Origin of the sequence: Armatimonas sp. (assembly GCF_043760365.1) — a bacterium.
Lineage (GTDB): Bacteria > Armatimonadota > Armatimonadia > Armatimonadales > Armatimonadaceae > Armatimonas.
This window is the reverse complement of sequence record NZ_JAYUPA010000675.1, coordinates 1-11,214: the sequence shown is the minus strand read 5'-3', so window position 1 is coordinate 11,214 and position 11,214 is coordinate 1. Positions and strand designations below refer to the sequence as shown.

The following is an 11,214-nucleotide window of genomic DNA, read 5'->3' as shown; positions in this document are numbered from 1 at the left end:
CTATATCTAGCATGGCTTGAGCTATCCTTTGGTCGGGAGTTGCTCTTGATTCTACAGCCAAGGTACCTTCCCATCTAATTCACAACAAACGTTTCAATGGTTCAAATACCGAAATTAGGCAAAGTTCCGTGCATCTTTCATCGAGAGTTCACAGGGGCGATCAAGACGACGACCATTTCAAAGACTGTCACTGGGAAATACTTCGTCTCGATCCTGGTCGAAGATGGCAAAGAACTTCCAGAGCCGATTCAACCTAACCCCGGTAGAGCCGTTGGCATTGATGTGGGACTCACTCACTTTGCCACGTTTTCAACAGGAGAGAAGGTCCAAAATCCCAGATTTCTGAAGCGCAGTTTATCCCGGCTTCGTCGGGTTCAGCGTTCGATGGCGCGGAAGAAAAACTGTGCGCGGAAGAAAAACTGTGCCTGGAAGAATTACGGCAAGGCGAAATTGCGACGTGCCTTACTTGAAGAGAAGGTCGCTAACCAACGTAAGGACTTCCTGCACAAAGCAACACATAATCTCGTCTACGAAAACCAAGCAACGACATTCTGTGTGGAAGATCTGAGCGTTAAAAACATGATGCAAAATCACAAATTGGCCCGGTCAATCGCCGACGTCTCCTGGTCTGAGTTCTTCCGTCAACTGAAGTACAAAGCTCAGTGGCATGGTAAACAAGTGCTTGAAATCGGTCGGTTCGTGCCGAGTTCAAAGACGTGTTCGGATTGCGGATACAAAGTGGATTCCCTGTCTCTTAATATCCGAACTTGGGAGTGTCCTGCCTGTGGTATCGAGCATGACCGGGACATAAATGCGGCAAAGAGCATTGTGAAGTTTGCATTTGCGAAGTTGGGTATTTTTGAGACAATACCGTCAGGACAGCCGGAATTTCAAGCCTGTGGATGTATGCCCTCTGCCAATTTCTGTAAAGGGGTTGGCATGTCATGCAGTGGAAGCAGGAACTCTTATGTGTGAGCATAAGAAGCCCCCGCATTTATGCGTGGGGAGTTGTCACAAGCATGAAGTGAGCATTCCTGTCGCCTTCGAGATCGCAAAACAGAAACCACCCAATATCGAGCGGGCCACCCGTTTGCGCTGCCGGGCGGATTGTGGGCACCTGAGAGGGAAGGGGGCACAGTGGAGGGGGGAACTGCCTACGCGGGAGACCCTCCTCCCACACAAGAGCACTCCCTGCCTGCTCTCGCTTTCGGGGACTCCGATCCCACCGATGGTGGTTCTTATTTTGGAGAAAGTCCCCGCCACCTTGCGCGGTGAGCTTTCTCGCTGGATGATCGAGCCTCGCACCGGTGTGTTTGTTGGGCAAATCAGCGCCATGGTGCGGGATCGGCTCTGGGAGCTTGCCGTCAAAGGCGCAAAAGGTGGAGGCATCACCCTACTCTGGTCTAGCCCCACCGAGCAAGGCTTTCAGTGGCGCACTTTCGGCGACTCCAAACGCCTCCTGATTGACTTCGAAGGTTTAACTCTGGTACACATCGCTCAGGGGCCAGCGGAGAAGCGCTCTCAAGGCGCTGAAGCAAAGCAGCGACAAGAACAGGAAGCGCTGGAGGCAGGAGATTGAGTCTCCGTCGCCGAAGTGGTAGGGTGGAGGATAACGGAATGATCCGTATTGGAATGATCGGGTGCGGCGGGATTGCGCGGCACCATCTAGGCCAGCTTGCACGCATTGAGGGCGTGAAGGTGGTCGCGCTACAGGACCCGGATGCCGAGCAGATAAAGCGCTGCCAGGCAAGCTTCCCACAGCTCGTGGGGGATGCAATGGTACTCAACACGGCAGACTGGAAGCAGCTACTCGCGCTCGACGAGGTGGACGCTGTCGAGATCTGCACGCCCCATACCCAGCACGGCCCGCAGGCGCTCGATGCCATTGCGGCCAAGAAGCACGTGCTGCTAGAGAAGCCCATGGTCAGCAATGTGGCCGAGGCGCACACGCTCCTCAACGCGCTGGAAGGCTACGAGAAAATCTTTGCACTGGCGTATCAGCGGCACTCCATGGGGCAGTTCAAGCTGATTCGTGAGAAGATCGCCAGTGGAGAGATGGGGCAAGTCACCTCGCTTAACGCACTCCAGTCCCAGAGCTGGAAGAACGGAACCGCAGGCTCCTGGCGGCAGATTCCGGAGCTTTCCGGCGGTGGCCAGATCAACGACTCGGGTTCGCACTTGGTGGATATTTTGCTCTACACCACGGGCCTGACGGTTGCGCAGGTGGCCGCGTTCCAGGATTTTCGCGGGACGCCCGTGGACATTGACTCCGTGCTCTCGATTCGTTTCACCAACGGTGCACTGGGCAATGTCTCGGTCATCGGCGACACGGTGGTCGGCTGGCACGAGGACATCTCGATCTGGTGCGAAAAAGGTGCGTTCTTCTACCGGAACGGCCAACTGACTATCGTGGACGATAAAAATGTTCGGACGATCATGGATGGCAACAACCTGCCGGGAACGCAGAACATTGACGAGAACTTTGTCGGAGCGATTCGTGGCGAGAACGGTATCGGTGCTCCGCCACTCTGTGGTCTGCGCACCATCGAGATGACTGAGGCCGCCTGGGAGAGCGCCAAGCTCGGGGGCGCTCCGGTAAAGATGAACTAGGTTTCGGTGAGTAGGGTACTGACCCCGGCGGTGTGGCCGTCCGGGGTCGTGCCCAGTGCGTAGGCGAGAATCTCAGGGCCTGCCCCGATGCGAAAGACCCGGGTGTTGGTGAGCGCGGCAAGCTGCGTAACCAGTGCCTGAAAGCGCACCACATCGGCCTTTGCTGCCTCATCGTGCCAGCTCTGCACAGTTGCCATGGGCGCGAAGAAATCCGTGAGCGCGATTTCTTGAACCGACGTCGCCGCGTCTTTGTGGAGTTGCTTAAGTAGCGTCGCCGCCGAATCAATCACCACGCCCTTCCAGACAAACGCCTTGAGGGGCGCATCGGACTCGCTGAGAAAGAGCAGGCCCTTGGCCGCTTTTCGCAGCTCCGTTAAAACACTCATCGTCGCGCTCCTGCCCCAAAGCTACCACCACTGCTCCGCCGGTTACTCTTCTTAAAGCCACTCGGTCCTGACGTAAAGCTATTGGCTCCCTCATCACGCTTTTGTTTGAGTGCGCGGGCAACCGAGTCTGGTAAACCCTTGAAGAACCGCAGACCTGTGGCTTTCTCCAGCTGCGCCGCAGTCGTGATGAAGTTATCCCATGGCCCGGAGATGCGCTTTGTATTCTCCATTTGCACGGCGATAATGCGTGTGTTTTCCTCAATGCGGGGACGGTCATCGCCTCGTTTTTCAGGCAGTACCAGGATGACCTTCCAGCCAAAATCAGGAACCGCGATTCCGTCTTTACCGATGGTTTTGGCACTCTCTTGTCCTTGATTAAATCCATGACCACAAAGAATGTAAAGCTCATTGCCTTCCTGAGCAAGTTTGCGGCAGTAGCTTTCCAGTCCCTCCCAGGGGCCACCGTTCATCTCATGAAACTGCGGGGTGATATTGGTCATGTAGAACACTACCTGATTGTCTTCTGGGCTGGCAGTACGGTCTTTACTGGGGCAGTTATGTCCTCGATCATAGCCTGAACTGCTGTAGTCGCGGGTGGTAATTGCTTCAAAACCAGCGGGCAGGTCGGGATCGGGGACGAAGTTACTGCGCTCAGTCTCCCCGATGTCGCTGGCCTTTAGGTGCCAAGCAACCCAGTTTGGGAAGCGCAGAGTATTGTTGTAGGAGAGCGTCATCTGCGGGCGTGCCATCAGGAAGTGATCCTGGTTACGCGGCGAGTCTGTAGCATCATCGGGGTTCCCCAATATCGCCAGAGGGTCATCGGCAGTGGTATCTGCGCCTGCGGACGGCCGCGAAGGCTTGCCTAGAAAATCCCCCGACTTTGAGTTCGCCGGGCGGCTGTCCGTAATGGCGGGGCGCATCGGCGGCGGTGGTGTGGCGGGTTTAGGGCAGCCCGTCAGGAAGACTCCTAGCAGGGGCAGGATTGCCAGAGAGGGCCAGAATTTTCTCATGTTATCTTGTCCAATCCTCGATTTTCAAGCCCGCGATGTCTTGGAAATCACGTGTGTTTTGTGTAAGCAGAGTCGCTTTATTCACAAGGGCTATCGCCGCTATTTTCAGATCAGGGGTACTGGTGCGCCGGTGAAGTTTTCGTAGCTCATCAAAGCGCGTCGCTGCTGCTTGGTCAAAAGGAAGGATGGATAAATTGCAGTAGTTCTCTAACTGTGCTTGCAGTCTTGTGTATAAGGGAACCTGCCTGGCGCTTGTTTTTGCTGTGGAAATCGTTGCTGCCCAGCCGCGAACTTGCTCTTCATAGGAAATAATAGCCACTTTGATATCCATTATAGAGACTTAGGCAAGCTGAGTAAGAAGTCGCTCTATCCCCTCACCACGTCGCTCCAGAAGACTGATATGGTTCGTATCAAGAATGTACACTTAGACACTTGCCTTGGAAGAATCCTCATGCTGGGACTGCCGCCACTCTTGGCCACGACGCATGGCTTCCTCGTAAAGAGGATCATTGGCAAAAGTTCCAACGATTGTTTGCCAGCCTCGTTTTGCTTTATTGTCTGAGGAAGATACCGAAGGAAGATGCTCGTCGAGAAGTTGTTGTAGCTGATTAAGTCGTGCTTCGAGCAGTGATAGACGCTCATTTACAGTTGCAGATGCCATGTTGGTTTTCCTCTGCCTCAATTATACCGCTGTGTCTTGCAGCCAGTCTAAGAGTGTCTTGCTCCACCAATCAAAGCCGGAGATATCACCGAGATTTTTTGGCAGGGTGATGCTAGGGCCAAAGAGCAGAAGGGGTACGTACTCGCGGCTGTGGTCGGTGGAGGGCGTGGTCGGGTCGTTGCCGTGATCCGCCGTGATTCCGACCAGGTCGCCGGGGCGTAGATGCGGCAGAAAATCGGTGGCGAGCCAGGTGTCGAAGTCTTCGAGCAGCCGTGCAAAGCCGACGGGGTCGTTGCGGTGGCCGTAGAGCATGTCGAAGTCCTCTAAGTTCGCGAAGATAAAGTCGGCCTCTGAAATTTGGACCGCCTCGGTGAGCGCGGCGCAGTGAGCCGGATTATTGGTGGTCAGCTCGCGGCTCTGACCGGGCGCTTCGGGGAAGAGCTCGCAGGGCTTTCCGATAAAGTGCACACGCTTGCCGTGCTCCGAGAGCGTGTCCAGCGTCGTTTTGTGGGGCGGCGGTAGCGGCCAGTCTCGGCGGTTCTCCGTGCGCTGGAAGCTCGCCGCGGAGTCTCCTACGAAGGGCCGTGCGATCACCCGGCCTAGGGGGAGCGTTTTTCGCGCCACCTCGCAGATTTCATAGAGCCGCTCCAACCCAAAGGAGGCGGGGTTTTCATGGGCCGCCACTTGAAAGACCGAGTCCGCCGACGTGTAGACAATCGGGTAGCCTGTGCGCAGGTGCTCCTCCCCAAGCTGTTTTAGAATCTCCGTTCCAGAGGCGGGGTAGTGCCCGAGGGTCTTCACGCCAATCGCCGCTTCGTAGGTTGTGATGAGGTCTGCCGGGAAGCCGTTGGGGTAGGTTGGGAAGGCCGGATCGGTAATCACGCCCATCATCTCCCAGTGGCCCGTGACCGTGTCTTTTCCTTTGCTCCTCTCTGCCAGTCGGCCCCAGTGGCTAGGTGCATGGGGATTCAACGCGACGCCAGCAAGCTCCGTCAGATTCCTCAGTCCCAGGTGCTCCAGAGTGGGCAGACGTAGCCCCCCTAAAGCCACCGCCGTGTTTGCCAGCGTGTTCGAACCCAGATCCCCAATGCCGTACTCTAGTGCATCCGGCAGCGCACCGCAGCCACAGCCATCCAGGACGATTAAGAAGAAACGACGCATAAGATAATTTTATCGCTCCCATGAACGGGAGCGTCTTATTGTCCTCGTGCCTCGGACACGAAGGCCGCAGGCGGCCATAAGAATTCCCATGGGCGGCACGCCCTTCGTGTCGCGAAGCGACAAGATGACGCTCCCGTTCATGGGAGCGAAATGCATCGGGGCGGGACTACATCTGCGGCTTCTGCTGGCCGTTCTGCCACCAAATAAACAAAGCGAGAGCGGCGATAATAAACACCACCAGCGCGGCGATCTTCCAGACGCTATACGGGCGCTCGCCTTGCACTTCCCCAGTGCGGGCATTGATGAGTACCTGGAAAACCTTGCCCTTGAAGCGGTAGGCAGCGATCCAGACCGGGAGGAGTAAGTGCTTGAAAGTTTCAGCGGAGTAGTCTGTATTTATGTTGTGCACGCGCTGCTCGTCGCCGCCAATGTCCTGGAGCACATCGGAGTGGATCACACTCGACATGATCTGCTGTGCGGTCTCAAAACCGGTGCCCAGGTCAACCTGGTAACGCTGTGCCCGGAAACCCGAGAGATAGGCGGGCTCGTAGGGCACAAGCGACTGGAGATCCCAGGGCTCCAGGCTCTTGAGGCGCGTGGCGTTGACGGCGTGCGTGGCAGGAACCACGACATCATCGAAGAAGCGTGCGACTGTTCCTGAGGCGGGGTACCAGCGGGTCTTTTGTACCTTGCGCTCTTTCCAGACAATCCGCCCGTTGCTGTCCGTTTCACTGTAGCGCTCAGTTTCCCAGTAGTGCTCCCCACGCTCCCCTCGGTAGCGGCTCACGGTCTGAGAGTCGTAGGTCCAGTGGGGTAGATAGACCCCGGCGATGCCGTCTTGACGTGCCATGTTCTTCAGCGCATTGGGCGCAAACCAGCGCGATCCCAGCCATGTTTTGATCGCCGACTGGGCGTCTTTTTTGGACACCGCAAAGGGCAGCACCGCCTCGGGCGCAATCAGGGGATCGGCGGCGATAGGCTGGGCGACAATCTTAGCGCTACAGAACGGGCAGAAGCCTGCCACTTCCGGGGGCGTGAACTCGGTGACGGCGCCGCAGCTCTCGCACGCCACTTCAACGGCGTTCTCGGCCAGCCGGGCCAGCCGCGTGGCATCGGGGGTGAGGTAGGCATGGAAGTCATTCTCACGAATCGCACGCGCCGTGTTCTCCGTCGGCACAGAGACCTCCGTGCCACAGTACGGACACTTCAGCCGCCCCGCTTTCGGGTCGAACTCTAGATCGGCAGCGCAGCTAGGGCAAGGGTAGCGCATTACTTTGGTAGTGGGGGCGGGACATTGGCGAAGACGCTTGCCAGCTCCTCGACACTTCCAGCGGCTTCCCAGCTCGCCATGCCCTGCTTCCAGACGAGCGCCTCGCGGGAGATATTCTTCTGTGCGAGTGCCGCTAGATCAAAGGGTCCCTCCTGCTTGCCACCGACGCCGACAAACCAGGCGGCTTGAGGTAGGGGAGGGGGATTGGGAGTATTCATGCTACTCTGGAGCTGGTTGCCCATTGCAATTCCCAGGGCTAGATCCAGCGCAGGGTTGCCGCCGCTGGGGTTGTTGGCGCTGGCCTCGATGGCATTGGCGGCCTGGAACTGCGTGTAGCGGCTCATGTCGCCGAGGATGCCCATCTGGGTGCGCTTGTCAATCGCGGCCTCCACTTCGGGTGGCAGGCTGACACTCTCAATGAGAATGTGCATCACCTCCAGGCCGTACTGCGCAAAGTCCGGCTGAAGCGCGACCCGCATAGCATCCCCGATCTGGGTGTAGTGCGCCGCGAGGTCATACACGCCGATCTCGCCCTTGCCGATCCACTGCGCAAAGTGCGTCGTCATGAACGCACGGAGCTGGTCGGCGGCATCGTCGGTCTCGAAGCTCGGGTTGGTGGAGATAAGCTGGCGCAGTAGCGTCGCGGCGTGCCCGATGCGCATCGAGTAGGTGCCAAAGGCGCGCAGCCGCACCGGGCCTAGCTCGGGATCACGGAGCGTGATGGGGTGCGGCGTCCCCCACTTCAAGCCGGTGAACTGGCGCGTGTTAAAGAAATAGACCTCGGCCTTAAACGGGGAGCTGAACCCGTGAGGCCAGGACTTGAGCGTCGTGAGAATCGGCAGGTTATTGGTGACAAGCGTGTAGGTGCCCTCGCCAAACTCATCGGCGACCTGGCCCTCATTGACAAACACCGCCGTCTGTCCGGGGCGGACGATTAATTTCGCCCCGTTCTTAATCTCATTGCCCTGACGCTCAAACCGAAAGGCTAGCGTGTCTTGCGTGTCGTCTAGCCACTCGATGACATCTATAAACTGACCACGAATTGCATCAAACAGTCCCATATTGTTCTCCCTAGAGTTTGTTCACCAACTCAGACAGTCTTTCCTTTTTGTTGGTTGCATGAGGTCATTCAGTTATTGCATTCACCGCACCTTAGACCTAGACATCCGGGGGCGTGTGCTCAGGAAGAGTCGTTCTGATGCGAAATCCCACCCGACCACGGTGCTCGATGTCGCTATTTTCCGGAGCGTGGATCGCCTTGAGAGTGAGTGCCGCCGCGCCACTGGGGACAATGGTTCGTGTCCTGCGGCCCTCGTCGTCGCGGCCATCGAAGTAGATAAAATCGGGAAGTGCGGAGCCGAATCCGTCTATGTCAAGCACTTCACCGCCTGGAGTGACAAAGAGTGCCTGCGTGGACTCGTCTTGACCCAGCTCTTTCTCAAAGGCATCGAGCAGCGTCGCCAGCCCCATCACGACCATTTCCGCCACTGTAGCCGGGGCTTGTTCTTGCTCGTCCTCGGTTGGCTCCGGCTCACCGATATGCTCGTCTGGTTCTTCCATGTGCTGCCATTTTACCTGGCCAGGGCTGATATACTGACCGTTATGAAATTTGAAACCCTTGCCATCCACGCCGGGCAGGGACCTGACCCGGCGTACGGGGCTGTGATGTCTCCGATCTACCAGACCTCGACGTTCGCGTTCCAGGACTACAACAAACCCGGGGAGTTCGACTACACCCGGAGCGGCAACCCGACCCGTAAGCGGCTTGAGGACTGCCTGGCCGCACTAGAGGGCGGGAAGTTTGGCTATGTCTTCGCGACCGGAATGGCGGCCTCGGCGACCTTGCTCTCAATGTTCAATGCGGGCGATCACCTGATCATCCACGATGATCTCTACGGCGGAACCTATCGCCTTCTCGTGAGCGTACTGGCTCCCAAGGGCATTGAGGTGGAGTTTGTCAATCTGCGCGACTTAGATGCGCTGAAGGCCGCGCTTCGGCCCAACACCAAAGGCATCTGGACGGAGACGCCGACCAATCCCTTGATGAACCTGCTGGATCTCTCGGCGATTGCCCAGATTGCAAAGCCTAAGGGAATTGTCACGTTCTGCGACAACACGTTTCTCTCGCCGTTCTACCAGCGGCCCTTAGAGCTGGGCATTGATATCGTGATGCACTCGACCACGAAGTACATCAACGGGCACTCCGATGTAGTGGCGGGTGCGGCGATCACCAACGACCCCGAGCTTGCCGAAAAGATCAAGATGCTCCAGAACGCGATGGGCACCGCGCAGGCACCGTTTGACTGCTTCCTGACCATGCGGGGCGTAAAAACGCTGCCCGTGCGCATGGAGCGCCATAACTCCAACGCACTAACAATCGCGCACTGGCTGGAGGCGCACCCAAAAGTGACTCAGGTGCTGCACCCGGGGCTGGAATCGCACCCGCAGCATGAGCTTGCACTGCGCCAGATGTCCGGCTACGGCGGGACGTTCAGCTTCCGTGTCACCGATGGCGAGGTGGCAAAACATCTACTGACACACCTCAATATCTTTGTGCTCGCCGAGTCGCTGGGAGGCGTCGAGAGCCTGATCGAGCAACCCTGGACCATGACGCATCTGTCCATGCCCGAAGATGTCCGAAGAAAGCTCACGCTCACCGAGGATCTCATCCGAATCTCCGTGGGTATCGAGCACGTGGATGATCTCATCGCGGATCTGGAAGAAGCCCTGAAGTAAGCCGTGCGTTAAAACGTCTGTTGTTCCACGAACCAGTGCTGGTGCATCTGCTGAAGCAGCGCCGGAGTGATCGCAAAACCGGAGGCGGAGCCTAGGACAGCATCTATGCCGCAGTGGGGGCAGAGCGCCGTCTGGCCGATCCGGTTTTCGTCTTTGTCAATCCAGTGCGTCACGAACGCAGGGGGGAACGTTTTCTGGCAGTGGAAGCAGCCACAGGTCTCGCTCGCAAGCAGCGCAGCGCTGTGCTTCGAGGCGTGCGTGTGGGCGCGGATATAGTCGGGTTGTAGGCTTGTCATTAGAGGGGTTGCCAGCGCTTAGAGATCGGGCCACGGACAACTGTCTTGAGAGTTCCGTCTTTGGTTAGCGCAATGTAGATTCCGTCCTTGTAGCGGATATAACTGTCGTTTTTCGGGTCGTAGAAGCGCTTGCCGCTCTCCAGAAGCTCTCTTGCCTGTGCCTCAGAGACACCGCGCTCCTGCATGCGCTCCAGGAAGTGTCGGGTCAGAATAACATTCTGTGTGCTACTTTGCACACTCTGTACCCGAGAGAGTATTAGCTCGTCGTTCTTCGAATCACCCGGAATGACCCAGCGCGATGTCCAGCAGTCGGGGAGCACCGTATCCACTATACCGACTCTTGCCAGAGCGGCTCGCTCGTTTTTGAGTGTGCCAGGAGCGAACTGAAACGCAATGCTTGCCAGGGTCTTCTGCGGCAGGGGCCGCACCACGACTCGCACAAAACCTGCTGCTTTGTAGTAGCGCTCCTGCTCCTCGCCGATATGGCGCGGCTTGCCTAGAAGCTTTTCGACGTCCTCCAACTGCTTGCTTAAAACGGGCGCGATCTTCAGCGGAGCAGGAGGGGATTGTGCCGCACTGGAGCCTAGGCAACCCAACCCGAAGGCCGCAAGAGCAAGGAAACAGGCGAGGGTTGCAATCAGGTCTTTCATCCTAGTGTTGTTATACCAAAATTAAGCCAAAAGCCCCACGCCGTTGAGCAAGATTATCAGTTACCATAGTCAGCATGAAACATCTCCCTCTGGGCGCGAAGCAGCGCCTCTCGACCTACCGGAAGATCTCGATTGCGAGCTGGAACCACCCGCGTGATCCGAGCACCTACTCCTGGCTCGATCTGCCGGTGGAGGCCGCCGATGCGTTTCTCAAGACCCTGCCCACGCCACGGCCCAGCCTGACACACTATGTCGCCAAGATTGTTGCGCATTGTTTAGAGGAGCACCCCGCGCTCAACCACGTGATCCGGGGCGGGAATCTCTACCCGCGCGCTCAGACCGATGTGTTTATCACGACGCTGCTTAAAGGCGAGACGGGCTACGATCTGTCTGGGTTTGTGCTGCGCAACGTGCCGCAGAAAGACCTGAGTACG

At 57.4% G+C, this 11,214-nt stretch carries 14 protein-coding genes and 1 pseudogene; 5 read left to right on the top strand and 10 right to left on the bottom strand.

Features of this window, described 5'->3' with window-relative positions; genetic code table 11:
- Positions 1–96 precede the first annotated feature (96 nt).
- From ACH2EH_RS15725 to ACH2EH_RS15715, 3 genes are read left to right on the top strand one after another with little or no spacing between them, the layout of a single operon-like run.
- Complete coding sequence (locus ACH2EH_RS15725) at positions 97–975, top strand: RNA-guided endonuclease TnpB family protein (RefSeq protein WP_395143016.1); 879 nt, start codon at positions 97–99, stop codon at positions 973–975.
- A gap of 49 nt (positions 976–1,024) precedes the next feature.
- Positions 1,025–1,579: a type I-E CRISPR-associated endoribonuclease Cas2e gene (gene cas2e, locus ACH2EH_RS15720; protein ID WP_395143015.1), complete on the top strand. Its 555-nt coding sequence runs from the start codon at positions 1,025–1,027 to the stop codon at positions 1,577–1,579.
- 38 nt (positions 1,580–1,617) lie between these two features.
- Positions 1,618–2,610: a Gfo/Idh/MocA family protein gene (locus tag ACH2EH_RS15715; RefSeq protein WP_395143013.1), complete on the top strand. Its 993-nt coding sequence runs from the start codon at positions 1,618–1,620 to the stop codon at positions 2,608–2,610.
- Here the strand turns inward: ACH2EH_RS15715 and ACH2EH_RS15710 are convergent.
- From ACH2EH_RS15710 to ACH2EH_RS15675, 8 genes are all read right to left on the bottom strand, one after another.
- Complete coding sequence (locus tag ACH2EH_RS15710) at positions 2,607–2,996, bottom strand: nuclease A inhibitor family protein (protein WP_395143011.1); 390 nt, start codon at positions 2,994–2,996, stop codon at positions 2,607–2,609. The genes ACH2EH_RS15715 and ACH2EH_RS15710 overlap by 4 nt on opposite strands.
- The gene (locus tag ACH2EH_RS15705; RefSeq protein WP_395143010.1) at positions 2,993–4,006 is read right to left on the bottom strand and encodes a DNA/RNA non-specific endonuclease; all 1,014 of its coding nucleotides are present in this window, start codon (positions 4,004–4,006) and stop codon (positions 2,993–2,995) included. The genes ACH2EH_RS15710 and ACH2EH_RS15705 overlap by 4 nt, the downstream gene beginning before the upstream one ends.
- A 1-nt stretch (position 4,007) precedes the next feature.
- Positions 4,008–4,337, bottom strand: a complete 330-nt coding sequence (locus ACH2EH_RS15700; protein WP_395143008.1) for a type II toxin-antitoxin system VapC family toxin — start codon at positions 4,335–4,337, stop codon at positions 4,008–4,010.
- A 93-nt stretch (positions 4,338–4,430) separates the two neighbouring features.
- Positions 4,431–4,667: a hypothetical protein gene (locus ACH2EH_RS15695; protein WP_395143006.1), complete on the bottom strand. Its 237-nt coding sequence runs from the start codon at positions 4,665–4,667 to the stop codon at positions 4,431–4,433.
- A 21-nt stretch (positions 4,668–4,688) separates the two neighbouring features.
- Entirely contained in the window at positions 4,689–5,828 is a 1,140-nt protein-coding gene (locus ACH2EH_RS15690; RefSeq protein ID WP_395143005.1) for a phosphopentomutase, read from the bottom strand.
- A 166-nt stretch (positions 5,829–5,994) separates the two neighbouring features.
- Positions 5,995–7,098 (bottom strand): hypothetical protein, encoded by a 1,104-nt coding sequence (locus ACH2EH_RS15685; protein ID WP_395143004.1) that lies wholly within the window; start codon positions 7,096–7,098, stop codon positions 5,995–5,997.
- Positions 7,098–8,159 (bottom strand): SPFH domain-containing protein, encoded by a 1,062-nt coding sequence (locus tag ACH2EH_RS15680; protein ID WP_395143002.1) that lies wholly within the window; start codon positions 8,157–8,159, stop codon positions 7,098–7,100. The genes ACH2EH_RS15685 and ACH2EH_RS15680 overlap by 1 nt, the downstream gene beginning before the upstream one ends.
- Positions 8,160–8,256: 97 nt before the next feature.
- Entirely contained in the window at positions 8,257–8,658 is a 402-nt protein-coding gene (locus tag ACH2EH_RS15675; RefSeq protein WP_395143000.1) for a hypothetical protein, read from the bottom strand.
- A gap of 42 nt (positions 8,659–8,700) precedes the next feature.
- Here ACH2EH_RS15675 and ACH2EH_RS15670 point away from each other — a divergent pair, with 42 nt between their 5' ends.
- Positions 8,701–9,834 (top strand): trans-sulfuration enzyme family protein, encoded by a 1,134-nt coding sequence (locus ACH2EH_RS15670; protein ID WP_395142998.1) that lies wholly within the window; start codon positions 8,701–8,703, stop codon positions 9,832–9,834.
- Positions 9,835–9,842: 8 nt separating this feature from the next.
- Here ACH2EH_RS15670 and ACH2EH_RS15665 read toward each other — a convergent pair whose 3' ends face one another.
- Positions 9,843–10,130: a cytoplasmic protein gene (locus tag ACH2EH_RS15665; protein WP_395142997.1), complete on the bottom strand. Its 288-nt coding sequence runs from the start codon at positions 10,128–10,130 to the stop codon at positions 9,843–9,845.
- Positions 10,130–10,780, bottom strand: coding sequence for a DUF4258 domain-containing protein (locus tag ACH2EH_RS15660; RefSeq protein WP_395142995.1), 651 nt, complete (start codon positions 10,778–10,780; stop codon positions 10,130–10,132). Before ACH2EH_RS15660 ends, ACH2EH_RS15665 begins: the two co-directional genes overlap by 1 nt.
- Before the next feature lie 74 nt (positions 10,781–10,854).
- Here ACH2EH_RS15660 and ACH2EH_RS15655 point away from each other — a divergent pair.
- Positions 10,855–11,214, top strand: a pseudogene (locus tag ACH2EH_RS15655) (hypothetical protein); the annotation flags it as partial.